Consider the following 24251-nt stretch of genomic DNA (forward strand, 5'->3'; position numbering starts at 1 on the left):
AGAGATGGCCACCGACTACGACAGCCCGCGCAAGACTGACGAGGACATCAACGAGGACAGCCTCCAGGAGCTGCAGGCGCGGCGCGTGGACAAGGGCACCGGCACGATCGACGTCGACCCCGACGAGGTCGCCGAGGGCATGGAACTGCCCGGTGCCGACCTGTCGGGCGAGGAACTCGCGGTGCGCGTGCTCCCGCGCCAGGCCGACGAGTTCACCTGCTCGCGCTGCTTCCTGGTGCACCACCGCAGCCAGCTCGCCGAGCAGCGCGCCGGTCAGCTGGTCTGCAAGGAGTGCGCCTGAGCGGACGGGACGGCCCCTGAACCGTCCCGTCCCCGGCGGCTCCCGACCGCGCGGTCGGAGACCACCCCGCCGCCGTCCGGAGGAAGCGCGTGAGGGCTTCCGGGGAGCGCGGTGGAACACGACGGCGGACGGCCGACCACACTGCGGTGCGGTCGGCCGCCCGCCGTCGTCGCCTTCGCGGCGTCAGACCTCCAGCTCGCCGGGGCCGGCGCCGAACATCCTGGCGCGGGCGGCGCGCACGGCCAGCACCCGGGCCACCTCGGTGCCGACACCGGCCATCACGGCCCAGCTCAGCGCCGTGCCCAGGCTGATGTCGGGGGAGTCCACGTCCGTGGGCGGCTCCTCGCCGGTCACGCGGGTCCAGGCAAAGTTCAGGGCCTTGCGCATGACGTACTGCGCGGCGAACCCGGCCGCGAAGCCCACGAGGGCGGGGCCGAGGTCACCGCCGTCCTTCTTAGCCATCGAATCCTTCACCGTTTTCCGTTGGGTGTACGGAGGATGCGCGGCCTGCGCACACCCTCCCGTGCGTACGGGGCGATCCTTTCACGTCCTTTCCCGGGAGTCGGGGGCCAACCCCGCGCCAGCGTGCCCGAGGTGTGCCGACCCCCCGCTGTGACGGCCCGGAACCCGGAGCGACCACGGCCCCGAGCGCACTACCATTGCCCCATGACCAACGGCTCTCATTCCTTCCGCATGCCCGACAAGCCCTCGCTGGACGGTATCGAGGCGAAGTGGGTCGACGTATGGGATGAGTCCGGCGTCTACCACTTCGACCGCACGGCCGAGCGCGCGGACGTCTACTCCATCGACACCCCGCCGCCCACGGTGTCCGGCTCGCTGCACATCGGCCACGTGTTCTCCTACACGCACACCGACACCGTCGCGCGCTTCCAGCGCATGAACGGCAAGGCCGTCTTCTACCCCATGGGCTGGGACGACAACGGCCTGCCCACCGAGCGGCGCGTCCAGAACTACTACGGCGTGCGCTGCGACCCGTCGATCCCCTACGACCCGGACTTCCAGCCGCCCGCCAAGCCCGACCCCAAGCGGCAGGTCCCCGTCTCCCGGCGCAACTTCATCGAGCTGTGCGACCGGCTCACCGCCGAGGACGAGAAGGTCTTCGAGTCGATCTGGCGCCGCCTCGGGCTGAGCGTCGACTGGCGCCACACCTACGCCACCATCGACGACAACTCCCGCGCCGCCGCCCAGCGCGCCTTCCTGCGCAACCTGGCCCGCGGCGAGGCCTACATGTCCGAGGCGCCCACCCTGTGGGACGTCACGTTCCGCACCGCGGTCGCCCAGGCCGAGCTGGAGGACCGCGAGCGCCCCAGCGCCTACCACAAGATCGCCTTCCACAAGCCCGACGGCACCCCGGTCCACATCGAGACCACCCGCCCCGAGCTGCTGGCCGCCTGCGTCGCCCTGGTCGCCCACCCCGACGACGAGCGCTACCAGGACCTGTTCGGCACCACCGTGCGCACCCCCGTCTTCGGCGTGGAGGTCCCGGTGCGGGCCCACCGCCTCGCCGACCCCGAGAAGGGGTCCGGCATCGCCATGATCTGCACCTTCGGCGACACCACGGACGTCACCTGGTGGCGCGAGCTGCAGCTGGAGACCCGGCCCGTCATCGGCTGGGACGGCCGCATCATGGCCGACCCGCCCAAGGGCCTGGAGAGCGGCGCCGCCCGCGAGGCCTACGACACGCTCGTGGGCGCCACCGTCCACACCGCGCGCGAGCGCACCGTCGCCCTGCTGCGCGAGAGCGGGGACCTGGTCGGCGAGCCGGCGCCCATCACCCACCCGGTGAAGTTCTACGAGAAGGGCGACAAGCCCCTGGAGATCGTCACCACCCGCCAGTGGTACATCCGCAACGGCGGGCGGGACGAGGAACTGCGCCAGCAGCTCCTGCGGCGCGGGCGCGAGCTCACCTGGTACCCCGAGCACATGCGCGCCCGCTACGAGAACTGGGTCGAGGGCCTCAACGGCGACTGGCTGATCAGCCGCCAGCGCTTCTTCGGCGTGCCCTTCCCGGTCTGGTATCCGCTGGACGCCGACGGCAACCCGCGCTACGACGAGCCCATCGTCCCCGCCGAGGACCAGCTGCCCGTCGACCCCAGCTCGCAGGCGCCCGAGGGCTACACCGAGGACCAGCGCGGGCAGGCGGGCGGGTTCATGGGCGACCCCGACGTCATGGACACCTGGGCGACCTCCTCGCTGTCCCCGCAGATTGCCTCCGGCTGGGAGCGCGACCCGGACCTGTACCGGCGCGTCTTCCCCATGGACTACCGGCCCCAGGGCCAGGACATCATCCGCACCTGGCTCTTCTCCACCGTGGTCCGGGCCCACTTCGAGAACGACACCCTGCCCTGGAACACCACCGGCATCTCCGGCTGGATCCTGGACCCCGACCGCAAGAAGATGTCCAAGTCCAAGGGCAACGTCGTCACCCCGCTGGCGCTGCTGGAGAAGTACAGCTCCGACGCGGTCCGTTACTGGGCGGCCAGCGGCCGCCTGGGCACCGACACCGCCATGGACGAGGGCCAGATGAAGGTCGGCCGCAGGCTGTCCATCAAGATCCTCAACGCCAGCAAGTTCGTCATGTCCGTGGCCGGTGAGGGCGCCGCCGCCGACCCCGCGCAGGTGACGCAGCCCCTGGACCGGGCGATGCTGGCCGCGCTGGCCGACGTCGTGGAGGACGCCACCTCCGCCTTCCGGGCCTACGACCACACCCGGGCCCTGGAGCGCACCGAGCGCTTCTTCTGGGACTTCTGCGACGACTACCTCGAGCTGGTCAAGGCCCGCGCCTACGACACCGAGTCGGCCGAGGGCGCCTCCGCCCGCGCCGCGCTGCTGGTCGCCCTGGGCGCCCTGCACAGGCTCTTCGCCCCCTTCGTGCCCTTCGTGGCCGAGGAGGTCTGGAGCTGGTGGCAGGAGGGCTCGGTCCACGCCCAGCGCTGGCCCGTCACCGCCGAGTACCGCGCCGCGGCGGCCGACGGCGACCCCGCCGTCCTGGCCGCCACCGCCGAGGTGCTGCGCGCAGTGCGCAAGGCCAAGTCCGAGGCCAAGCTGTCCATGCGGGCCGAGGTCGAGCACGTCAGCGTCTCGGGCAAGCGGGTCGACGCCGCGCGCGCCGCCAGCGCCGACATCGCCGCCGCGGGGCGCGCCGCCGGGATCGACTTCCGCACCACCGACGACGCCGAGCTCACCGTCGAGGTGACCCTGCCCGAGGCCCCCGCCGAGTAGGGCCTGCGGGGTTGCTTCGGGCACCCGCGGGGTTCTGGAGCCGCCGGAGACGGGTTTTCGCGGAAGGGCTGCGCCGTAGGCGTCGTTCGAGGGTGGTGGCGGGCGACGGGCGGGAGAAGCGGAGCGGAGCCCCGAAGGGGTTCAGCCGGGGGCGGTCCGCCTGGGCCGCCCCCGTTCGCGTACCGGCGGTGCTGGACACCGGTTCATCGCCCGGAGAGCGATAGGCTCGGCCGATGTGAGTACCACATCCCTGGAAGGCGGACGGATCCCCGTCACGGTCCACCGCCTGGACCCCGGCCTCCCTCTGCCCGAGTACGCCCATCCCGGTGACGCGGGCGCGGACCTGTACACCGCCGTCGACGTCACCCTGGAGCCCGGGCAGCGGGCCACGGTCCCCACCGGCCTGGCCATCGCCCTGCCCGACGGGTACGCGGCCTTCGTGCACCCGCGTTCGGGCCTGGCGGCGCGCTGCGGAGTCACGCTCGTCAACGCGCCCGGCACGGTCGACGCCGGGTACCGCGGCGAGATCAGGGTGACCCTGATCAACACCGACGGGGACACCCCGGTGAAGCTGACCCGGGGGGACCGGATCGCGCAGCTGGTGGTCCAGCGCGTGGAACGGGCGGTGTTCGTCGAGGCCGACTCCCTCCCGGAGTCGGTGCGGGGAACGGGTGGTTTCGGTTCGACCGGGGGGCACGCCGCACAGCGGTGACGGCGCCCCGAATCCCCGGAGTCATCCGGGACCGACGGAAGCGAAGAGGTGAAGGCGTGTTCGGACGCCGCCGCAAGAAGCGGGACGAAGAGACCGAGAGAACGGGGACGCGGGCCGAGCCCGGGCGCGAGGGCGCCGCCGGAGCGGTCTCCTTCGGCAACGAGATCGAGCCGGAGCGCTCCCGGGAGCAGCAGCCCAAGGACGCGGACCGCCACCGCTCCTCCGGGCCGTGGGACTCCACCGAGGACGCTCCCGAGGCCGAGCGGATGGACCTGGGCAGCATGCGGCTGCCCATGGAGCAGGGCACCGAGATCCAGGTCAACGTCGCCCAGGACTCCCAGGGCAAGCAGAAGATCATCGGCGTCACCCTGGTGCGCGGCAAGAGCGCCCTCCAGGTGCAGCCCTTCGCCGCGCCCAAGTCCTCCGGGCTATGGGACGAGATGCGCGAGGAGCTGCGCGAGCAGGTCGTCAAGCAGGGCGGCAAGGCCGAGGAGCACGACGGCACCTTCGGCCCCGAGCTCAAGGCCCTGGTACCGGTCAAGGGCCGCACGACCGAGGACGGCAAGCAGCTCGCCCAGCGGGTGCGCTTCATCGGCGTGGACGGGCCGCGCTGGGTGCTGCGCGGCGTGATCCGCGGCGAGGGCGCCTCCAAGCCCGAGGTGATGGCCGAGGTCGAGCACCTCTTCGCCAACATCGTGGTGGTGCGCGGGGACCACCCGGTGCCGCCGAGCGAGCTGCTGCCCATCACCGTGCCCAAGCAGATCCAGGAGAAGATGGCCGAGGCCGCCAAGGCGCGCGCCGCCCAGCAGGCGGCCCAGCGCGGCAACGCGGGCCGCTCCCCCAACGGCGCCGCGCCCGGCGCGGGATCCGGGGGGACCGGCGGCCAGCCGGGCGGCGCCGCGGGCGGCTCGGGGGAGTAGGGGCCTTCCGGTGCGGAGCGGGATCCCGCGTCGCGGGGGAGGTGCCGGGCGGGGCGCGCCGTCTTCCGTAGTCTGTGGCACATGACGCAGACGACGGAGAACAGCGCGCCCCGGCCGCTCCCCGAGGACTGGAACCGGGCCCTGGCGGTGGTGGCCCACCCCGACGACCTGGAGTTCGGCTGCTCCTCCGCGATCGCCCGCTGGACCGCCCAGGGCAAGGACGTGGTGGAGCTGCTGGTCACCCGGGGCGAGGCTGGCATCGACACCATCGCCCCCGAGGAGTGCGCGCCGCTGCGCATGGCCGAGCAGCGCGCCTCGGCGGCGGCTGTCGGCGTGGCCGCCGTGGAGTTCCTCGACTTCCCCGACGGCACCCTGGAGTACGGGATCCCGCTGCGCGCCGCGCTGGCCGGGGCGATCCGGCGCCACCGCCCCGACGTGATCGTCTCCATCAACTTCCGCGACCACTTCGCGGGGTCGGGCGCCCTCAACCACGCCGACCACCGGGTGCTCGGTCCGGCCCTGCTGGACGCGGTCCGCGACGCGGCCAACCGGTGGGTGTTCCGCGAGCAGCTGGAGGAGGGCCTCCAGCCGTGGTCGGGCGTGCGCTTCGCGGCCTTCGGCGCCTCGCCCCTGGCCGCCCACTACGTCGAGCTGGGCGAGGCCGACCTGGCGGCGGGGGTGGCGTCGCTGGACGCCCACGCCCTCTACCTGGCCAACCTGGAGGGGTTCGACCAGAAGTCCTTCCTGCCCCAGGCCGCCGCCCGGGCGGGGGAGTGGGCCGGGGTCCCCCTCGCCACCGCCTTCGAGGTGTTCGAGGTCTGAGGCGCCGCCCGCGGGCGCGGGCGGCGGTGCGGCCCCGGCGGGGTCAGGAGGCGGGGCCGGGGTCCACGGGATCGGTGACGCGGCCCAGGAACAGCACCGCTCCGCCGCGGCGCAGCACGAACACGAACGGCCGGTCCACGGTGAACTGGACCGGCCTCGGCGCGACCGCTGCCGCCCGGAGCATCATCACGGCGGTCGCGGCGGCGCCCTCGGCGCCCTTCTCGTCCACCCGCAGCACCGACTGGTGCAGGATCTCGTCGGCGCGCAGCGGTTCCGGGCTGATCCCGTCGAAGCGGGCCTCGTCCGTGGCCAGGTCGCGCACGCCCAGGGCCGCCAGCGGTTCGAGCAGGGAGGTGTCGGTCTCCACCCTGAAGCGCGGCAGGGCCAGTTCCACCTGCTGGGAGGAGCGGTGGCCGTACAGGTCCGCGAGCGCGTCGGCCGTCACCGGGCCGGGGGAGGCGGAGCGCTCGTCGGGCAGCAGCACGTCCAGGGTCAGGCCGTGGTCGCCCTCCAGGCTCACCATGCTCCACCCCCGGGCCCGCGCGTGCGGCAGGCGGGCCGAACGGTGCATGGTGGGCACCTTCCGGCTGCCCGACGGGGTGTGGAAGGCCCTGTCCCGGGTCCGGGCGGGGTCGAAGGGGTCGGGCCAGGCCAGCTTGACCCAGAGCGCGTTGACCAGCAGCAGCCGCACACCCGGGTGGACGCTGCCCGCGGGGAGCAGCTCCTCGATCAGGCCGCGGGTCACCTCCGCCACCCGGGCGTTGACCCGTGAGCGCACGCCCTCGGAGTCGTGCTCGAAGTCGGCGTTCTCCACCTCGGCCCCGGCGCGCTCGCGCACCCGGGACGCGAAACCCGGCAGGACCTCCAGGTCGGCGGGCACGTACAGGCCGTTGAGGCTGGCCAGGTCGAGCCCGGGCTCGGCGGCCACGGCCGCGTCCAGCGCCTCCAGCTGGCCCCGCACGTCCGCGCCCAGCAGCGCCTCCAGTTCGGCCAGGGTGCGCTCCCGGGCGCCGGTGGCCAGCAGCGCCAGCACCGTGCCCACCGAGTGGGGGGACCACACGTGCGACTCCCCCGGCCGGGCCAGCACCCGGTCCAGCGCGGCGGCGAACTCCAGATGGTCCCGGCGCGGGGACGTGTTCGTCTGCATGGGCTCCTGCTCGCTCTCGGCTCCGGTGTCTGGTCGCCAGCGTACGGAACGGCCCTCCTCCGCCGCCAGGGTGCGCCGCCGGGTGAGAAGCCGCACGCGACAAGCCCGGACCCAAGGGGGCAAAGGCGGGCGGAGCGCATCCGCGCGACCACCGCGCGTACCCCGCGACCGGTCGCACGTCACATAGGCTTGGGCCCACACGGCGCGCGGAACCGCGCTGGACGCCGCGCGCGGCGACGACCGACCGCCCACGACCGAACCCGAGCAGGAGCAGGATGACTGAGCACCAGCGGGCCGCCGAGGAGGCCGCCCCGGCCGCCGGGGCGGACGACAGGGCCGAGGCGGCCGAGGCGGACGCCCCGGACCCGGCGGGGGGCGCCCCCGCCCGGGAGCGCGACTCCGACCGGGGCGCCACGGCGGCGGACCGCCCGGCGGTCACCGAGGACACGGTCGAGGCGCTCGTGCGCTCGCAGCTGGCCAAGGCGCTGGGCGGCAAGCGCGGCATGGTCGAGGCGGCGGTGCCCACCCTGACCTTCACCGTCTCCTACATCGTCAGCTCGGAACTGCGGCTGTCGATCGTCCTGGGCGTGGTCGCGGCCCTGGTCCTGGGCGCGGTCCGGCTCGTGCAGCGCTCCTCGGTGCAGTACGTGCTCACCAGCCTGTTCGGCATCGGCATCGCCGCGGTCTTCGCCATGCGCAGCGGCAACGCCGCCGACGCCTTCCTGCCGGGCATCATCTACAACGCCGTCTACGCCGTGGTGCTGAGCCTGTCGGTGCTGGTGCGCTGGCCCGCGATCGGACTGATGATCGGCCCGTTCATCGGCGACAAGGAGGACTTCACCTCCTGGCGCGCCAACCCGGCCGTGGTCACCCTGGCCTCACGCCTGACCTGGCTGCTGGTCCTGCCCTGCGTGATCCGCGTGCTCGTGCAGTACCCGCTGTGGCTGGCCGACCACTACGGCTGGGCCGACACCTTCGCCCTGCTGGGCTTGTCCAAGGTCGCCATGGGATGGCCGCTCCAGGTCGCGGCGTTCGCGGCCATGGTCTGGGTGCTGGCCCGGGGCCGCACCCCGCTGGAGGAGCGGGAGCACCCGGCCCGGGAGGAGACGGCGGACTGAGCGGGCGCCCCGGCGGACGCGGGGCCTAGAGGTCGGGGTCGTCCGCCGAGCCCAGCAGGGACTCCAGGGCGCCCAGCCCCTCGGGCTCGGCCAGGAACACCACGGTGTCGCCCACCGACAGGGTCCGATCGGGGTCCGGCGGGCGCACCCCGCCGGGGCCCACCACCGCCACCAGCGCCACCCCCTCCGGCAGCGACTCCGCCAGCGCGCCCTCCGGTCCGCCCGCGAACGGGCTCGCGGCGTGCAGCACCGACTCGGCGATCTCGGCCCCCGGCAGCGGCGGCAGGGAGTCCTCCCCGCCCGGCTCCTCCTCGGGGACCCCCTCCACCAGGTCGGCGATCAGCCGAGGCGGGGAGACCGCCAGGTCCACGCCCCAGGACTCGTTGAACAGCCACTCGTTGTCGGGGTCGTTGATGCGGGCGATCACCCGGTCCACCCCGAACTCGGTCTTGGACAGCAGGGACACCACCAGGTTGACCTTGTCGTCGCTGCTGGCCGCGACCACCACGTCGAAGTCCTCCAGGCGGGCGTCCTCCAGCGTGGCCAGCTCGCAGGCGTCGGCCAGCAGCCACTCCACCTGGGGGAGGTCGTCCACGCCGATGGCGCGGGTGTCCCGGTCGATCAGCAGCACGTCGTGGCCGCTGCCCGCCAACTCCGTGGCGATGGAGCGCCCCACGCTCCCGGCTCCCGCGATGGCGATCCGCATCTCACCCACGCCCCGTCTCGTCGTCGTCCAGCCGCAGCCCGTCCAGGTCGCGGCCGCGGGCGACCACGTGCAGGACGTCGCCCTCCTCCATGGGCTCGCCGGAACCGGCCAGGAGGATCCGGCCCGCACGGGTCAGGTAGACCACCCGCACCGGCGCCCGCTCCTCCAGGTCGGCGACGCGGCGGCCCGCCCACCCCGGCGGCAGGTTCATCTCGTTCATCGCCAGGGTCCCGGACGCGTCCTGCCACTCCGGCCCGGCGGTGAGCCGACCGTCGCCCGGCACCATCCGGCGCAGGACCGCGTCGGCGGTCCAGCGCACCGTCGCCACCGTGGGGATGCCCAGCCGCTGGTAGACCTCGGCCCGGCGTGGGTCGTAGATCCGCGCGACCACGTTGTCGACGCCGAAGGCCTCGCGGGCCACCCGCGCCGAGATGATGTTGGAGTTGTCCCCGTTGCTGACCGCGGCGAAGGCCCCCGCGCGGTCGATCCCGGCGGCGAGCAGGACCTCCCGGTCGTGGCCCGGCCCCCGTACCGCGTGTTTGGCCACGGAGCCGCGCAGGCGCCGGAACGCCTCGGGGTCCTGGTCGATCACCGCCACCGTGTGCCCCAGGTCAACCAGGGTGTGCGCGAGGGTGGACCCCACCCGGCCGCACCCCATGATCACGATGTGCACCTCGCCCGCACTCCCGTCGCGATAGCCGCCGCGCACGCCGTGGTTACGCGTGCGCACAGTGACACCTTGGCACAGACGCGGCCGACGCGCTCGGCCGCCCCGGCCGTCCACAGGCCCGTCCTGGAGGCGGATTCCGCCAGGTAGATTGGGAACGGTTGGTGGCTGTGCGCGCAGGGTCACCCGTCATGTGACCCGACCATCTCTGAGGACGACCGCCATGAACCGTGTGGGACAGGATTTCGAGCTGACCGTGGACGACGTCGCGCACGGGGGCTGGTGCGTGGGGCGCCACGAGGACCAGGTGGTCTTCGTCCGCCACGCCCTGCCCGGCGAGCGGGTCCGCGTCCGCGTCACCGAGCAGACCTCCCGCTTCCTGAGAGGTGACGCCGTCGAGGTCCTCCAGGCCTCCCCGGACCGCGTCCAGGCCCCCTGCCCCGCCGCCGGGCCCGGCAAGTGCGGGGGCTGCGACTGGCAGCACGCCGCCCCGGAGGCCCAGCGGGCCCTCAAGGGCAAGGTCGTCGCCGACCAGCTGCGGCGCATCGCCGGGATCGACCGCCGCGTCGAGGTGGAGGAGCTGCCCGGCACCCCCGACGGCCTGGGCTGGCGCACCCGCGTGCGCTTCGCCGTGGACTCCGACGGCCGTGCCGGACTGCGCCGCCACCGCTCCCACGACATCGAGCCCGTCGAGCGCTGCCTCATCGCCCACCCCGGCGTGACCGAGCTAGGCGTGACCGACGTCAGGTGGGAGGGCGTACGCGACGTGGAGGCGGTCGCCTCGGCCTCCTGCGCCGACCGCGCCGTCGTCGTCACACCGACCGGGGCCAAGCTGGACTCCCTGCCCGAGCTGGGCGCCTCCAGCGCGGTGCTGCGCCGCTTCAAGGGCGGCCGCGTCCAGCAGGTGCGCGGGCGCAGGGGCGTGCGCGAGAGGGCCGACGGCCGCGAGTACCGCGTCAGCGCGGGCGGCTTCTGGCAGGTGCACCCGGCCGCCGCCGAGGTGCTCACCGCCGCAGTCATGGACGCCCTGGAGCCCAAGCCCGGCGAGACCGCTCTGGACCTGTACTGCGGGGCGGGTCTGTTCACCGGCGCGCTGGCCGCCGCCGTGGGCCCCGAGGGCCGCGCCATGGGCGTGGAGAGCGGGGCCGAGGCCGTGCGCGACGCCCGGTACAACCTCAAGGACATGGAGCAGGTCCGCGTCGAGCTGGGTGACGTGGCCGCCCAGCTGCGTGAGTGGGCGGACGTGCGCGCCGACGTGGTCGTGCTGGACCCGCCCCGGGCCGGTGCGGGCGCCGAGGTGGTGCGCTCCCTGACCGGGACGCGCCCCCGCAGGGTGGCCTACGTCTCGTGCGACCCCGCCACGCTCGCCCGCGACCTGGCCGCGTTCGAGCGGGCCGACTACCGCCTGGCGGACCTTCGCGCGTTCGACGCCTTCCCGATGACCCACCACGTGGAGTGCCTGGCGGTGCTGGAGCCGGTCCACCCGGCCCGCCGCCACCGGGAGGGCTGACCGCGGCCCGGCGGGGCCGCGGTCAGCCCCGCCGGACCGGCTCCGGGCCCGAGCGGCGGCACGCGGGCCCGGAAGCGCACCCGTGGGGTCGGCGGGGGACCGCCGGGGCGGGAGGCGGGGGCCTCACGCCCCGGCCGGTCACAGGTGCGCGCACTGCCCCGCGGCCGAGCCCGTGACGTCGTTGGCGGCGCCGAAGTCGGCGATCGCCGTGCTGTTGCCGGTGCAGGACAGCGAGCCCCGGACGCTGTTGCCCGCCAGCACCGGGCCGTAGCCACCGGGGTCCCCGGTCCAGGTCGGGGACGGGACCTGGGTGTTGTCGTGCAGGCTCACCGAACCCGTCAGCTCCGATCCCAGGACCATGACCTCCGAGGTGGTCCCGCTGACGCGCACCGCGCCGCGGACCTCGGTGTCGGTGAGCCGGACGGTGTGGGCGCCGTCGGCGTTCAGCCCGCCCCGCAGCGCCCCGCCGTCCACGACGAGTGAGGCGCCCGCGGCCACGTCCACGCCGCCGCTCACCACGGCCCCGTCGAGGCAGACCACGCCCGAGTCCACGTCCAGGCCGCCCCGCACCGTTCCGGTGACGGTCTCGGTGCACTCGGGGTCGGCCGCAGGGACGACGGTCGCGCGGAAGGAGTCGGGGGAGCCTGTGTTGCCCGCCGCGTCGATGGCGCGGTGCTCCACCGTGTGCGTCCCCCAGCCCGGTTCGTGCCCGTCGACCTCGAACACCGCCGTGGACAGCCCGCCGCTGCCCAGGCTGCCGTAGACGAGGTCGTCGACGTTGGTGCCGTCCGGGGTGAACCTGAACGGCGCCCCGGGGTCGTCGGGCCAGCCGTAGTAGTGGTGCCAGCCGTCGCCGTCGACGCGGAACTCCCCGACGACGTGGCCCTCGCCGTCGTCGCTCGGCGAGAGCCGCATGGAGAACGCGTTGAGGTGGATGTGGTGGTCCTCCCCGGCTGTGGCGGCGGGCTCGGACAGCTCCCGCGGCGCGGTGGGTCCGGTGTTGTCCACCTCCCAGACCAGGGTCTGGGAGTCCCCGTCCGGGGCGGCCGGGTCGGTGACCGTGGCTGTCAGCGTGTGCGTGCCCGAGCCGGGGGCGACCTCTCCCAGGTCCAGGGTGCGCCCGTCGGCGGAGGTGGACACCTCGCGCCCGTCCAGGGTCCAGGACACGTCCAGCACCCGGTCGGTGGGGCGGGAGGTCTCGGCGTAGACCACCTCGTCGCCGCCGACGGCGCGCGCGGTGTCGCGGAAGCGGGTGAACTCCACGGCGCCCGCGTCCGCGGGCAGCGGTTCCCCGACGGTCCAGGAGCGCGTCTGCGTCAGGGCGGCGGACTCGCGGATGAGCGGATCGCGGACGAAGCCGGTGGGGTCCTGCACGCGCACGCTCACCCCCGCCCCCTCGTCGAGGTCGAGGCCGGACAGGTCCAGGGCGCGCGAGCCCGCCGCCTCGGGCAGTTCCTCGCCGTCGACCGACCAGGTGTACTCCAGTTCGTGGAAGACGGGGTGGGGGCCCTCCACCCACACGGCGTCCTCTGGCCCCACCTCGCCCTCGGGCGTGGAGGACAGCGGCATCTCGCCCCGGTCGCGCAGGCCGGAGATCCGCTGGACCATGACCTCCCGGGCGACCTGGTCGAAGTAGTAGCCCAGCGACTTGAGCATGGAGTGCTCACTGGGGCGCCACACGCCCTCGGAGTGGTACAGCCCGCCCTCGTGGCCGTCGGGGTCGGCGGCGCCGATGGTCCCGCCCGCCTCGCTCTCCTCGCCGAGCCAGCGCCACCACTTCTCCCGCCGTTCGAGCATCTCCCGCGACGACATCAGGGTGTGGTGGGCCGAGTCGGGTTCCCCTCCCGTGTAGCGGCCCAGGCTCGTGTCGCGGAAGTAGTAGGGGTACTCGTCCTGGAGCCCTCCCAGGGAGTGCCCGAGCTCGTGCGGGCTGATCAGCGCGGACAGGGCGTTGCCCGAGGAGGCGGTGGCGGTGGCGCCGCCGCGTCCCCCGTAGGTGCCGCTGTTGGCCAGGGCCAGGATCTGCCGGTTGTCCGCGCTCACCCCGGGCACCAGGTCGGCCGCGGCCCCGGCGGCCTCCTCGTCCACGGTCAGCAGCCGCTCCAGGGCTTCGGGGTCGCAGCCGTTGAAGAAGCCCATGCCCAGGGCGGTGTCGCGCTCCTGGTCCTCACGGGCCGGGTCGCAGTCCACGCCCGACTCGGCCGAGGGCGTCTGCACCGCGTACACGTTCAGGTAGTTGCGGTAGGTGCGGAAGGGCTCGATGCTCCACTGCACGTTGAGGTGCTGGTCGAGCTGCTCGCGGAAGAGCGGCATCTCCTCCGCGGTGTAGCCGTCGCCGAGGATGACCAGGTTGAAGCGTTCGGAGGGGTCGCCGGTGACCTGGATCGGCACCACCTCCGCCTCGGAGGGGGAGGTCCCGGCCGCCGCGGGTGCGGCGGGGGTCAGGACCGCGGTCAGGAGGGGGAGGGCGGCGAGTGCCGCCGGGATTCTGCGCACGGGGAGTGGCCTCGTTTCTGGTGCGGCGTGCCCGGAAGCCTAGGGAGGGGGGCGGGGCCGATCCAGAGCGCGGGGCATAGGTGATTCGATAACCCGGTCGCGGCTCAGCCGCACACGGGCCGGGCGTACCGCCCCGGGTCCTCCTCGTCGGTGTGGTACTGGTGATCGGGGTAGAGCCGCCGCCAGTCCCCGGGCCCGGCGGGTTCGGTGGAGGATTCCCGCAGCGGCGTGTCCAGCAGCCGCGCCAGCTCCAGGCTGGTCGTGCGCGGGTCGGTCAGCCTCTCCCAGTTCCGCTCCAGGACCCCGCTCACCCGCTCCTCGGGCAGGCCGGCCATGGCCAGTGAGAGCTCCAGGTCCACCGGGGAGGGCCGGTAGGCGTACAGGTTCGCGGCCAGAGTGTCCAGCGTGTCGTAGCGGGACAGGCCCTCCACACCGGCGGCCAGCCACGCCGCCAGCAGCACGCGCGCCTGCCCGGTACCCAGGCAGTCGGTCTCGTAGGGGTCGGACAGGCCCAGGACCACCCGGGCCGCATCGCCCACCACCGCGGTCTGCCAGTAGTGGTCCCAGTCGCCCGTGTACGCGTGGACCACCACGTCCCGGTCCCGGGGCACGTCCAGCTCCCGGTGGTAGGAGAAGCTCTCCTGCCACACCACGGGCATGCGCTCGGGCGGGACCTCGGGAAGCAGGTCCATGGCCGGGCCCAGGACGCCGTGCCAGTGCTCCACCCACGGTTCGAAGCCGGGCAGGGGGCAGTAGGTGACGCCCTCCCTGGTCTGGCAGGACGGCCCCTGCGCGCCGTGCACCCGGCTGTCGGGGATGGGGGAGTACAGCGGCTGGGCCAGGCGGCCGTGGACGACGGTGCCGACGGCGGCGGCCAGCAGTACGGCGGCCGCGCCCAGGCAGGCCGCCCGGTTGGTCCGGCGGCCCCGCGCGGCCATCGCCAGGACGGCCAGGAGGGCCACCACCAGCACCGAGTAGACCAGGTAGACGGTGGTCACGTCCGTGACGGAGGGGGCGCTCACGTTGAAGGGGTCGAGGGCCACGCGGGCCGCCCACTCCACCCGGAGCACGGCGCTCGACAGGTTGGCGTCCACCGCCGAGACGCCGTACAGCCAGTAGGCGGGCAGGGCCAGCAGGGTCACGACCAGCGGCAGGTAGGAGCGTGTCCACGCCACCAGGGCGATGGACAGCAGCGGGCCCGCCGCCGCCAACAGGAGGGGCGCCGGGTAGGCGGACGGGCTCAGCGTGCCCAGCAGGGGAGGGGACAGCCAGCGGTTCACCCCGGCCCACAGCACGACCAGCGCCGTGCCGACCAGCGAGGACGCCGCCATCAGCGCCAGCAGCCGTCCCGTCCGGCCCAGCGGGGAGACCAGGCGGGGGGAGTAGCGGGCCTCGCGCATGGCGGGGAAGGCGACCGCGGCGAAGAGCACCGCACCCACGGCCGACGCGGCGGAGTTGGCGTTGTCGTACCAGCCCTCCAGGGTGGCCGTCCCGCTCACCCGGTCCGGGGACATGAGCAGGTACACGGCGACCAGGGAGCCCGGGAGCACGAACGGGTTGCGGGCCAGGCGGAACGCGTTGAACCAGGTCAGGCGGGCGAACGTGGCCGTGCTCCGGGCGGCGTGCCTTCGTGCGGCGCGTCTTCGGGCCGCGCCGCGGTCCGGGGCCGCGGCCTCCTGCCCGGCGGGTGCCACCTCCGCCGGTGCTGTGCCGACCCCGTGCCGGACGGGGCTCACCGGTCGCCCTGTTCCACGCCGGTGAGCAGCAGGTAGGCGTCCTCCAGGCTGGGTTCGACCGGCTCCAGGCCGTCGGAGGGGCCGGGCGCGCCGCCGCCCGCGGGGGCGAGGACCCGGTAGCGCCCGTCGGCCAGCCGCCAGGCGGTGTACTCCCGGCCGGGGTGGCCGTCGCACTCCCACACGTGCCCGCGCGCCCGGTCCACCAGCGCGCGGGGGGTCCCGTCGAAGATCACCCGGCCCGCGTCCAGGCACACCACGCGCTGGCACAGGGCGGCCACGTCCTCGATCTGGTGGGTGGACAGCACCACGGTGCTGCGCACGGCCAACTCGGAGACCAGGCCGCGGAACCGGATGCGCTGCTCGGGGTCCAGGCCGATGGTCGGCTCGTCCAGCAGCAGCACCCGGGGGTCGCCGAGCAGGGCCGAGGCCAGGCCCAGCCGCTGGCGCATACCGCCGGACAGGCGGCGGACCCGGCTGTGGCGGCGCTCGTGCAGTCCGACCCGTTCCAGGACCCGGCGCACCTCGTCGTGGCGGGCGCGGCGCCCGCCCAGCTCCTTGAGCACCGCCATGTAGTCCAGCAGCCCGAACGCGGTGAAGTACGGGTAGAACTCGGGGTTCTGCGGCAGGTAGCCCAGGTGGCGGCGGATCTCGGTGCGCTCGGCGGCCCGCGCGGGGTCGTGGCCGAGTACGCGCAGTTCGCCGTCGTCGGCCTCCAGGTCGGTGGCCAGGCAGCGCAGCAGGGTGGTCTTGCCCGCGCCGTTGCGTCCCAGCAGCCCGGTCACGCCGGGGCCCAGCTCCAGGTCGATCCCGGCCAGGGCGGTGCGGGTGCCGTAGCGGTGCCCCAGCCCGCGGACGCTGACGGCGTCCCGTGCGGTCGCCGCGTTCAAGCCGTCCTCACCCGCAGCAGGAGCGCGCCGAGCAGGGCGGTGAGCGCGATCGCCCACCACATCTGTGCCTGGGGCGCGAGCAGGTGCAGGGGCGTGGCGTCCTCGGAGGTGGTCAGGACGCCCAGGGCGCCCAGCCACAGCAGCCCGACCGCGGCGCTGGCCGCGCCCAGGTGCATCCAGCGGCTGAGCACGAGGGAGCCGGCGACCAGGGTGAGCGCGGGCAGCAGCCAGAACACCGCCTTCCACGGGGTGTGCGCGTGGGGCAGCAGCAGCGCCGCGGACATGCACAGGGTCAGCGCGGGCACCAGCACCGCGCAGGTGCGCAGGAACAGCAGCCGCTGCCCCGCCAGCGGCGTGACCGAGGTCAGCGCGTGGGCCGGGTCCACCCCGCGCCCGTAGGCCAGGGCCACCCCGGCCAGGGGCACCACCGGGGCGGTGAAGGTGAACATCAGCGAGCCGTGCGGCAGGTGGTGGGCGGCCAGCAGGGCGGCCGTCAGCACCACGACCGTGGCCAGCAGCCAGGCCCGGTACAGGGAGGGGGTGGCGGCCAGCAGTTTGGCGGTGCCCTCGCCTAGCCCCAGCGAGGACAGCAGGGACTCGACCGGGCCGCGCCGGGGGCGGTCCACGACGTCGCGCAGGTCCTCCCAGCTCCGGGCCAGCCAGGGCTCGTCGACGGGCAGCAGGTCGCGGCAGGGCGCGCAGTGGGTGATGTGGGCCTCCACGGACATGGCCGTGACGTCGTCGGAGCGGTGGTGGGCGTACTCGTGTGCCTGGGCAGGGGTCAGGTGCCAGCTCATGTCAGTGCCTCCCGTAGTCGCGCCTTGGCGCGCATGACCCGTGTCTTGACGGTTCCCTCGGGGATCTGGAGGATCTGCGCGGCCTCCCGGACGGTGAGCCCGTCGAGCACGGTGGCCTGGATGGCCGAGCGCAGTTCCGGCGAGAGGGAGTGCAGGGCGGCGCCCAGCGGGCCGTGCTCGATGTTGAGCAGCACGGTGTCCTCGGCGGAGGCGTCGCCGATGGCCTCGTAGGGTTCGGTGTCGCTGTCGGCGATCCAGCGGTTGGCGCGTTTGCGCAGCTGGGAGATGAGCTGGCGGATCGCGATGGTCCACAGCCAGGCCCCGGCGTCGGTGTCGCCTGGGCGGGGGGTGAAGGAGCCCGCGTTCCTCCACACGGCCAGGAAGGTCTCCTGGAGGGCGGCGTCGAGCTGGTCGGGGTCGGAGCACCGGTAGCGCAGCCGGGCCCGCAGCCAGGTGGCGTGCCTGCGGTGCAGGAACTCCAGCGCGCGGGTCTCGCCCGCGGCGACGGCGGCCAGCAGCACCGGGTCGGTGCTGTCCGGGTCGTAGGAGGGCGCGCGGCGGCGCGCGCGGCGGAGCAGCTTCACAGGAGGGACTATCGCGGGAGGCGCGCGTTTCGGTTCGGCGGACGGGCGGGGCGCGGACGCGCCTTTTCCACGGTAACCGCGCGGCGGTTCCGGTCTGGTCTGCTGCGTGGGAGAAAATGGGGCTTATGCGTCTGAGGATCTTCCTTGAGCCCCAACAGGGGGCCACCTACGAGGACCAGCTCACCGTCGCCAGGGCCGTCGAGGACCTGGGTTTCGACGCCCTGTTCCGGTCCGATCACTACCTGCGCATGGGGGATCACGTCAGCGGCCTCCCCGGGCCCACCGACGCCTGGATCACCCTCGCCGGGCTCGCCCGGGACACCTCCCGCATCCGCCTGGGCACGCTGATGACCGCGGCGACCTTCCGCCACCCCGCGCCCCTGGCGATCTCCGTCGCCCAGGTCGACCGCATGAGCGACGGCCGGGTGGAGTTCGGCTTCGGCTCGGGCTGGTTCGAGGAGGAGCACGCGGTCTACGGGATCCCCTTCCCCGCCACCGCCCGCGAGCGCTTCGACCGCTACGAGGAGCAGCTGGACATCATCACCGGCCTGTGGTCGACCCCGGTGGGGGAGACCTTCCGCTACGAGGGCAAGCACTACCGCCTGGCGGAGGGGCCCGCGCTGCCCAAGCCGCAGCAGGGCCCGCGTCCGCCGGTGCTGATCGGCGGCACCGGCCCCAAGCGCACGCCGCGCCTGGCCGCCAAGTACGCCGACGAGTACAACGTGCCCTTCAGTTCGATCGAGGACACCTCGGCCGCCTTCGAGCGGACCCGGGCCGCCGTGCGGGCCTCGGGGCGCAGCGCGCCGATGGTCTACTCCGCCGCGCAGGTCCTGTGCGTGGGCAGGGACGAGGCCGAGGTGGCCCGGCGGGCCGAGCGGATCGGCCGCGAGGTCCCCGAGCTGCGGGAGAACGGCCTGGCGGGCACCCCCGACGAGCTGGTGGAAAGGATCGGCCGCTTCGCCGAGGCGGGCGCCGAGCGCATGTACCTCCAGATGCTGGACATGTCCGACCTGGACCACCTGGAACTGGTGGCCTCGCGGGTCGCGCCGCAGCTGGACTGACCCGCGGGCCCAGACGTGCGGGCGCCCGCGGGGTTCTGGAGGTGCCGGAGGCGGGTTCGCGAGGGACGAGTCGACCCGGTGTAGGCGCCGAAGGTTCCCGCTCTTCGGGCGTCCGGACACGGGGCGAAGCGGAGCGGAGCCCCAAAGAGGTTCAGTGACGTTCGGGCGCCCGCGGGGTTCTGGAGGTGCCGGAGGCGGGTTCGCGAGGGACGAGTCGACCCGGTGTAGGCGCCGAAGGTTCCCGCTCTTCGGGCGTCCGGACACGGGGCGAAGCGGAGCGGAGCCCCAAAGAGGTTCAGTGACGTTCGGGCGCCCGCGGGGTTCTGGAGGTGCCGGAGGCGGGTTCGCGAGGGACGAGTCGACCCGGTGTAGGCGCCGAAGGTTCCCGCTCTTCGGGCGTCCGGACACGGGGCGAAGCGGAGCGGAGCCCCAAAGAGGTTCAGTCGGGGGCGGTCGCGGACCGTTGGCGACCGCCCGATAACTTGATATCGAGATACAAGTTAGATACCTTGACATCAAGATAACAGCGGGGTTCCCCTCGGCCCGCTCCCGGTTCGGATGTGTGAAGTCGACCGCTTGAGCGCACCCGGGCCGGACAACGTGGGCGCCCGCTACCAGCGGGCCGCCCGGCCGGTGGCGAGTGGTGTCGCCGCGGGCCACGGCTGGCCTGACGGAGGCCGGGAGGCAGGCGGAGGTCACCCCCGCGGCCCTTCGCCCCCGGTAACCGGTCAAGGCGGCCTCAGTAGGTCCCGCGTCCGCCCCATGGGGGAGGATGCTGGGAACGTAAGTGGCGAGATCAGGAGGCAGACACCGTGTCCGCGAACAGCTTCGGCGCCCGTGACACGTTGCGCGTTGGCGACGAGTCGTACGAGATCTTCCGTCTGGAGACCGTTGAGGGTTCCAGGCGGCTTCCCTACAGCCTGAAGGTGCTGCTGGAGAACCTCCTGCGCACCGAGGACGGTGCGAACGTCACCGCCGACCACATCCGGGCCCTGGGCGGCTGGGACCCCAAGGCCCAGCCCAGCCAGGAGATCCAGTTCACCCCCGCGCGGGTGATCATGCAGGACTTCACCGGCGTCCCCTGCGTCGTCGACCTCGCCACCATGCGCGAGGCCGTGCGCGACATGGGCGGCGACCCGGACAAGATCAACCCGCTCGCCCCCGCCGAGCTGGTGATCGACCACTCCGTCGTCGTCGACCTCTTCGGCCGCCCCGACGCCTTCGAGCGCAACGTCGAGATCGAGTACGAGCGCAACTACGAGCGCTACAAGTTCCTGCGCTGGGGCCAGACCGCCTTCGACGAGTTCAAGGTCGTCCCGCCCGGCACCGGCATCGTGCACCAGGCCAACATCGAGCACCTGGCGCGCGTCACCATGAGCCGGGGCGGCCAGGCCTACCCCGACACCTGCGTCGGCACCGACTCGCACACCACCATGCAGAACGGCCTGGGCATCCTGGGCTGGGGCGTGGGCGGCATCGAGGCCGAGGCCGCCATGCTCGGCCAGCCGATCTCCATGCTCATCCCGCGCGTGGTCGGCTTCAAGCTGACCGGTGAGCTCCAGCCCGGCACCACCGCCACCGACCTGGTGCTCACCATCACCGAGATGCTGCGTCGGCACGGCGTGGTCGGCAAGTTCGTCGAGTTCTACGGCGAGGGCGTGGCCTCCGTGCCGCTGGCCAACCGCGCCACCATCGGCAACATGAGCCCGGAGTTCGGTTCCACCGCCGCGATCTTCCCGATCGACGACGAGACCATCCGGTACATGAAGCTGACCGGCCGCTCCGAGCAGCAGGTGGCCCTGACCGAGGCCTACGCCAAGGCCAACGGCTTCTGGCACGACCCGGCCAACGAGCCCGAGTTCTCCGAGTACCTGGAGCTCGACCTGGCCGAGGTGGTCCCCTCCATCGCCGGCCCCAAGCGCCCGCAGGACCGCATCGCGCTGTCGGCGGCCAAGAGCACCTGGCGCCACGACGTGCGCAACTACGTCGAGGACGAGGTCGACGAGGCGAGCGAGGAGTCCTTCCCCGCCTCCGACGCCCCGGCCCAGACCGCCAACGGCGCCCGTCCGCACAAGGCCGTCAAGGTCACCATGGCCGACGGCACCGAGACCGAGATCGACCACGGCGCCGTGGTGATCGCCGCGATCACCTCCTGCACCAACACCTCCAACCCCTCGGTCATGCTGGGCGCCGCCCTCCTGGCCAAGAAGGCGGTGGAGAAGGGCCTGACCCGCAAGCCGTGGGTCAAGACCTCCATGGCCCCGGGCTCCAAGGTCGTCACCGACTACTACGAGCGCTCCGGCCTGACCCCGTACCTGGACAAGCTGGGCTTCAACCTGGTCGGCTACGGCTGCACCACCTGCATCGGCAACTCCGGCCCGCTGCCGGAGGAGATCTCCCAGGCCGTCCAGGACAACGACCTGGCCGTCACCGCGGTCCTGTCCGGCAACCGCAACTTCGAGGGCCGGATCAACCCGGACGTGAAGATGAACTACCTGGCCTCGCCGCCGCTGGTGGTCGCCTACGCGCTGGCCGGGTCGCTGGACGTGGACATCACCACGGAGCCGCTGGGCGTCGACAAGGACGGCGAGCCCGTCTTCCTGGCCGACATCTGGCCCAGCGCCGAGGAGATCCAGCAGGTCATGGACTCCGCGATCGCCTCGGACATGTACGAGTCCGCGTACTCGGACGTGTTCGCCGGTGACGAGCGCTGGCGCTCGCTGCCCACCCCGACGGGCAACACCTTCGAGTGGGAGGGCGAGTCGACCTACGTCCGCAAGCCCCCCTACTTCGAGGGCATGGAGACCACCCCGGCCCCGGTCACCGACATCACGGGCGCCAGGGTGCTGGCCAAGCTGGGCGACTCGGTCACCACCGACCACATCTCCCCGGCCGGCGCCATCAAGCCGGGCACCCCCGCGGCCGAGTACCTCAAGGCCAACGGTGTGGAGCGCCGCGACTTCAACTCCTACGGTTCGCGCCGCGGCAACCACGAGGTGATGATCCGGGGCACGTTCGCCAACATCCGCCTGCGCAACCAGATCGCGCCGGGCACCGAGGGCGGCTACACCCGCGACTTCACCCAGCCCGAGGGTCCGGTGTCGTTCATCTACGACGCCGCGCGCAACTACGCCGAGCAGGGTACGCCGCTGGTCGTCCTGGGCGGCAAGGAGTACGGCTCCGGCTCCTCGCGCGACTGGGCGGCCAAGGGCACCAGCCTGCTGGGCGTGCGCGCGGTCATCACCGAGTCCTACGAGCGCATCCACCGCTCGAACCTGATCGGGATGGGCGTCCTGCCCCTCCAGTTCCCCGAGGGCCAGTCCGCCGACTCCCTCGGCCTGACCGGCGAGGAGACCTTCTCCATCACCGGCGTGACCGAGCTGAACGAGGGCGCCACCCCGGCCACGGTGAAGGTCAGCACCGACACCGGCGTGGAGTTCGACGCCGTGGTGCGCATCGACACCCCCGGTGAGGCCGACTACTACCGCAACGGCGGCATCCTGCAGTACGTGCTGCGCCAGCTGATCGCCAAGTAGGCGGGTCCGCGCGCGGATGGGCCCGTGCGCGGACGCCCCACGCGGCTTCGCGGGGCCGCCACCGTCCGAGCGACGGTGGCGGCCCCGTTCGCGTTTTCCCTTCCCTGGAAGGTAACGAAAAGGTATAGCCATCGCGGTTTGCCCGCGTCGGCTCGGGTAGCGGCACGGGTAGGGAACGAACGCAACCTACGGCGAAGGAACCGGATCAATGTCAGAGATCATCGAGACGGTGGAGGTCGACGTCCCCGTCACCGCCGCCTACGCCCAGTGGACGCGGTTCGAGGAGTTCCCCTCCTTCATGGAGGGGGTCGACAAGGTCGTCCGCACCGGTGACGGGCACATGCTCTGGACCATCGAGATCGGTGGCCAGAAGAGGGAGTTCGAGGCCGTGGTCACCGAACAGGTCCCCGGGGAGCGGATCGCCTGGAAGACCACGGACGGCACGACCCACGCGGGGGTGGTGACCTTCCACCGCCTGTCCGACACCAGCAGCAGGATCACCCTCCAGCTCAAGACCGTCCCGGAGGGCGTGGTCGAGCAGCTCGGGGACAAGCTCGGGCTGGTCAAGACCCGCGCCAAGGGCGACATGAAGCGCTTCAAGGCCTTCGTCGAGCCCGGCCGGGAGAACCCGACCGGCTGACGCCGGGCCCAGGTCCGGAGCTGGTCCCGGTCCCCCGCGGCCTCCTCGGCCGCGGGGGACCGTTCCGTGCGCGGGGCGGACCCTCCCGGACGCCGGGGCGGTCCGCCGCGCCCCGCACACGCGGACTCCCGGCGCCGCCGTGCGGCGCCGGGAGTCGTCCCTCGCGTCCGGTGTGTCAGTGGCTGCCGCTGCTGACGCTGGAGTGGTAGGCCCCGTGGGGACCGGCGTGCGACCAGGAGTGGTAGTACCAGCTGTGGCCGTGGTGGTGGCCGTGGCCGCTGCCGGACTTGACCACGTAGCTGTACGCCCCGTCGGAACCCGCCCCCGACCAGCTGGACGAGTAGTAGCTGTCCGCCGAGGCCAGGGCCGGAGCCCCGAGAGCCAGGACGGGTGCGGCGACGACGGTGAACGCGAAGCGGCGCAGCGTCTTCCTCTGCATGGTGGTGGGTTCCCTTCGAAGCTCGGTGCGGGGAGCGGCCGTGCGGGTGCCGTCGTCTCCAGCCGCACCGTCGGCGCGGCACCGGACGTCCGGCACCACCGGACTGCGTCCCTTTCGTCCCTTTTGTCTTCCTTGTTCATCCTGACGCCGGGGCAGCCCAAGAGGGAACACTGGGGATCTGCGCAAACACCAAAATCGGGATGTCGCGCCCCCGGCGGGTGCGCGGCGCCGACGGTGAGCCGGGTCGGCGGCGGCATCCGCCTGCTGGCGCGGGTTCTGCTCGGCGGGACGCGCCGGAGCGTCCCCGGGGGGCGTCCGCGAGGGGCCCCTCGGCGGCGGAGGAGGGTAAACCCCGGACATCTCACCCCCACCCGGGTCCCACGCGGCGCCACTCGGCCCCCGCGTCTTCGGGCCGGGCCTTCGGGCGCGTCTGGACCGGGCGCCACCGGCGCGCGACCCCGCGTGTGCGGAGGCGGGTCGTCCGGGGCGCCGCGGCGACCGCTGCGCCCCGGACGCGCGAACTCCCGGCGCCGCCGTGCGGCGCCGGGAGTCGTCCTCGGGAGTCAGCGACCCTAGCCTGCGCCGCTCTCCGTCTCGGAGGAGTAGGCGCCGCCCTCACCCGCGACGCTGAAGGACTCCTCGAACCAGGACTTGCCGTCACCGGCGAAGGCCTCGAGCTCGTAGTGGAACGCACCGTTGGAGTTGGCTCCGCTGGACTCCGCCTCGTAGTACGCGTCCGCCGAGGCCAGGGCCGGAGCTCCGAAGGCCAGGGCGGGTGCGGCGACGGCCGTGATCGCGATGCGGCGCAGGGTCTTCTTCTGCATGACAGTGGGTTTCCCTTCGTGGCTTGGTGCGGGGACTCCGACGCCGTGCGGGCGGTCGCAGGTCGACGCTGTCCGCGAGGCGCGGAAGCGTGTGGAACCGCCGGA

The 24251-nt window shown here is 73.4% G+C and carries 21 protein-coding genes; 10 read left to right on the forward strand and 11 right to left on the reverse strand.

What is annotated here, in order from left to right:
• Positions 1-4 precede the first annotated feature (4 nt).
• Positions 5-301, forward strand: coding sequence for a DUF4193 domain-containing protein (locus tag KGD83_RS11185; RefSeq protein ID WP_013153901.1), 297 nt, complete (start codon positions 5-7; stop codon positions 299-301).
• Between the two features lie 183 nt (positions 302-484).
• On the opposite strand, the gene KGD83_RS11190 is transcribed toward KGD83_RS11185, so the two are convergent.
• Positions 485-763: a DUF4235 domain-containing protein gene (locus tag KGD83_RS11190; RefSeq protein ID WP_047869069.1), complete on the reverse strand. Its 279-nt coding sequence runs from the start codon at positions 761-763 to the stop codon at positions 485-487.
• A 204-nt stretch (positions 764-967) separates the two neighbouring features.
• On the opposite strand from KGD83_RS11190, the gene valS reads away from it, so the two are divergent.
• From valS to KGD83_RS11210, 4 genes are all read left to right on the forward strand, one after another.
• A complete protein-coding gene (valS, locus tag KGD83_RS11195; RefSeq protein WP_212643707.1) occupies positions 968-3544 on the forward strand; it encodes a valine--tRNA ligase in 2577 nt (858 codons plus the stop codon).
• Positions 3545-3779: 235 nt separating this feature from the next.
• Positions 3780-4256, forward strand: coding sequence for a dUTP diphosphatase (gene dut / locus KGD83_RS11200; RefSeq protein ID WP_212643708.1), 477 nt, complete (start codon positions 3780-3782; stop codon positions 4254-4256).
• Positions 4257-4312: 56 nt separating this feature from the next.
• Positions 4313-5176 (forward strand): DUF3710 domain-containing protein, encoded by an 864-nt coding sequence (locus tag KGD83_RS11205; RefSeq protein ID WP_212643709.1) that lies wholly within the window; start codon positions 4313-4315, stop codon positions 5174-5176.
• An 81-nt stretch (positions 5177-5257) separates the two neighbouring features.
• Positions 5258-5998: a PIG-L deacetylase family protein gene (locus KGD83_RS11210; protein ID WP_212643710.1), complete on the forward strand. Its 741-nt coding sequence runs from the start codon at positions 5258-5260 to the stop codon at positions 5996-5998.
• 43 nt (positions 5999-6041) lie between these two features.
• Here the strand turns inward: KGD83_RS11210 and KGD83_RS11215 are convergent, their stop codons facing one another.
• The gene (locus KGD83_RS11215) at positions 6042-7145 is read right to left on the reverse strand and encodes a serpin family protein (RefSeq protein WP_212643711.1); all 1104 of its coding nucleotides are present in this window, start codon (positions 7143-7145) and stop codon (positions 6042-6044) included.
• A 275-nt stretch (positions 7146-7420) separates the two neighbouring features.
• Here KGD83_RS11215 and KGD83_RS11220 point away from each other — a divergent pair, with 275 nt between their 5' ends.
• Positions 7421-8263, forward strand: a complete 843-nt coding sequence (locus tag KGD83_RS11220; RefSeq protein WP_212643712.1) for a DUF3159 domain-containing protein — start codon at positions 7421-7423, stop codon at positions 8261-8263.
• Between the two features lie 25 nt (positions 8264-8288).
• Here KGD83_RS11220 and KGD83_RS11225 read toward each other — a convergent pair whose 3' ends face one another.
• Entirely contained in the window at positions 8289-8978 is a 690-nt protein-coding gene (locus tag KGD83_RS11225) for a potassium channel family protein (protein ID WP_212643713.1), read from the reverse strand.
• Complete coding sequence (locus KGD83_RS11230; protein WP_212644376.1) at positions 8971-9642, reverse strand: potassium channel family protein; 672 nt, start codon at positions 9640-9642, stop codon at positions 8971-8973. Before KGD83_RS11230 ends, KGD83_RS11225 begins: the two co-directional genes overlap by 8 nt.
• Before the next feature lie 217 nt (positions 9643-9859).
• Between KGD83_RS11230 and KGD83_RS11235 the strand changes: the two genes are divergently transcribed.
• Positions 9860-11146, forward strand: coding sequence for a class I SAM-dependent RNA methyltransferase (locus tag KGD83_RS11235; RefSeq protein WP_212643714.1), 1287 nt, complete (start codon positions 9860-9862; stop codon positions 11144-11146).
• 138 nt (positions 11147-11284) lie between these two features.
• On the opposite strand, the gene KGD83_RS11240 is transcribed toward KGD83_RS11235, so the two are convergent.
• The 5 genes from KGD83_RS11240 to KGD83_RS11260 all read right to left on the reverse strand — a co-directional run bounded on the left by KGD83_RS11240 (position 11285) and on the right by KGD83_RS11260 (position 17646).
• Positions 11285-13642: a M64 family metallopeptidase gene (locus tag KGD83_RS11240; protein WP_212643715.1), complete on the reverse strand. Its 2358-nt coding sequence runs from the start codon at positions 13640-13642 to the stop codon at positions 11285-11287.
• A 104-nt stretch (positions 13643-13746) separates the two neighbouring features.
• Entirely contained in the window at positions 13747-15378 is a 1632-nt protein-coding gene (locus KGD83_RS11245; protein ID WP_212643716.1) for a hypothetical protein, read from the reverse strand.
• Positions 15375-16265 carry an ATP-binding cassette domain-containing protein gene (locus KGD83_RS11250; RefSeq protein WP_212643717.1) on the reverse strand — a complete coding sequence of 297 codons (891 nt, stop codon included), beginning with the start codon at positions 16263-16265 and terminating at the stop codon, positions 15375-15377. The genes KGD83_RS11245 and KGD83_RS11250 overlap by 4 nt, the downstream gene beginning before the upstream one ends.
• Positions 16262-17062, reverse strand: coding sequence for a zf-HC2 domain-containing protein (locus tag KGD83_RS11255; protein WP_212643718.1), 801 nt, complete (start codon positions 17060-17062; stop codon positions 16262-16264). The genes KGD83_RS11250 and KGD83_RS11255 overlap by 4 nt, the downstream gene beginning before the upstream one ends.
• Positions 17059-17646, reverse strand: a complete 588-nt coding sequence (locus KGD83_RS11260; RefSeq protein WP_212643719.1) for an RNA polymerase sigma factor — start codon at positions 17644-17646, stop codon at positions 17059-17061. The genes KGD83_RS11255 and KGD83_RS11260 overlap by 4 nt, the downstream gene beginning before the upstream one ends.
• 125 nt (positions 17647-17771) lie before the next feature.
• Here KGD83_RS11260 and KGD83_RS11265 point away from each other — a divergent pair, with 125 nt between their 5' ends.
• From KGD83_RS11265 to KGD83_RS11275, 3 genes are all read left to right on the forward strand, one after another.
• On the forward strand, positions 17772-18707 hold the full coding sequence (locus KGD83_RS11265) for an LLM class F420-dependent oxidoreductase (protein ID WP_212643720.1): 936 nt from the start codon (positions 17772-17774) through the stop codon (positions 18705-18707).
• 812 nt (positions 18708-19519) lie between these two features.
• Complete coding sequence (gene acnA / locus KGD83_RS11270) at positions 19520-22243, forward strand: aconitate hydratase AcnA (RefSeq protein WP_212643721.1); 2724 nt, start codon at positions 19520-19522, stop codon at positions 22241-22243.
• Positions 22244-22451: 208 nt separating this feature from the next.
• Positions 22452-22883, forward strand: coding sequence for an SRPBCC family protein (locus KGD83_RS11275; RefSeq protein ID WP_013153883.1), 432 nt, complete (start codon positions 22452-22454; stop codon positions 22881-22883).
• Between the two features lie 175 nt (positions 22884-23058).
• Here KGD83_RS11275 and KGD83_RS11280 read toward each other — a convergent pair whose 3' ends face one another.
• Together KGD83_RS11280 and KGD83_RS11285 are read right to left on the reverse strand one after the other, a co-directional pair.
• The gene (locus KGD83_RS11280; protein ID WP_150252605.1) at positions 23059-23322 is read right to left on the reverse strand and encodes a hypothetical protein; all 264 of its coding nucleotides are present in this window, start codon (positions 23320-23322) and stop codon (positions 23059-23061) included.
• Positions 23323-23894: 572 nt separating this feature from the next.
• Entirely contained in the window at positions 23895-24146 is a 252-nt protein-coding gene (locus tag KGD83_RS11285) for a hypothetical protein (protein ID WP_017564305.1), read from the reverse strand.
• Positions 24147-24251 lie beyond the last annotated feature (105 nt).

Source organism: Nocardiopsis akebiae (genome assembly GCF_018316795.1).
Classification (GTDB): Bacteria; Actinomycetota; Actinomycetes; order Streptosporangiales; family Streptosporangiaceae; genus Nocardiopsis; species Nocardiopsis dassonvillei.